Here is a 720-nt window from a genome sequence, read left to right on the forward strand (position 1 = left end):
GTGGTAGGCGGCGGCCGGGCCGGCGGTGGTCGCGGTGGCCGCCGCCTACCACCCGGGCGCGGCCCCGGCGGCGGTGGCGCGCGCCGACCGGGCGGTCGGCACCCTGCTGGCGCTGTCGCCGCCCACCCCGCCGGAGGTCACCGCGAACCGGCTCGGACTGCTGGTGCAGGCCTGCGACGCCACCGCCGGGCTGATCGGCGCCGCCGCCCGGCACGTCCTCGCGGCGCCGGAGCCGGTGCCGACCGGCGACCTGCTGGCCGAGGTGCTCCGGCTCGATCCGCCCGTCCGCGCCACCCGCCGGGTCGCCACCGCACCGCTGCGGCTCGGCGGGCGGGAGATCCGCGCCGGCACTGCGCTGCTGCTCCGCTTCGACGCGGCCAACCGCGATCCGGCCGTCTTCGCCGAGCCGGACCGGTTCGTCCCGGGCCGGCCCGGCCGCGCGCTGACCTTCGGCGCCGGGCCGCGGGGATGCCCGGGCGAGCGGCACGCCCTGGCCCTGGCCACCGGGGTGGTCGACGTGCTGCGCCGCCATTGCCGCGCCACCGACGCCGAGATCCGCCACGACCCGCACCCGACGCTGCGCGTCCCCACCACACTCGAGGTGATCCCCCGATGAACGACCGGTACGCCGCCTTCCACGCCCTGCACCGGCCGGGCCGTCCGCTGCTGCTCCCCAACGCCTGGGACGCGGCCTCCGCCGCCGCGCTCGCCGCCCAGGGC

At 80.4% G+C, this 720-nt stretch carries 1 protein-coding gene; it reads left to right on the top strand.

The genetic code is table 11. From position 1 onward, the window contains the following. Positions 1 to 34 precede the first annotated feature (34 nt). A complete protein-coding gene (locus DKT69_RS00085) occupies positions 35 to 616 on the top strand; it encodes a cytochrome P450 (RefSeq protein WP_236647219.1) in 582 nt (193 codons plus the stop codon). Positions 617 to 720 lie beyond the last annotated feature (104 nt).

Origin of the sequence: Micromonospora sicca (assembly GCF_003172935.1) — a bacterium.
GTDB lineage: Bacteria > Actinomycetota > Actinomycetes > Mycobacteriales > Micromonosporaceae > Micromonospora > Micromonospora sicca.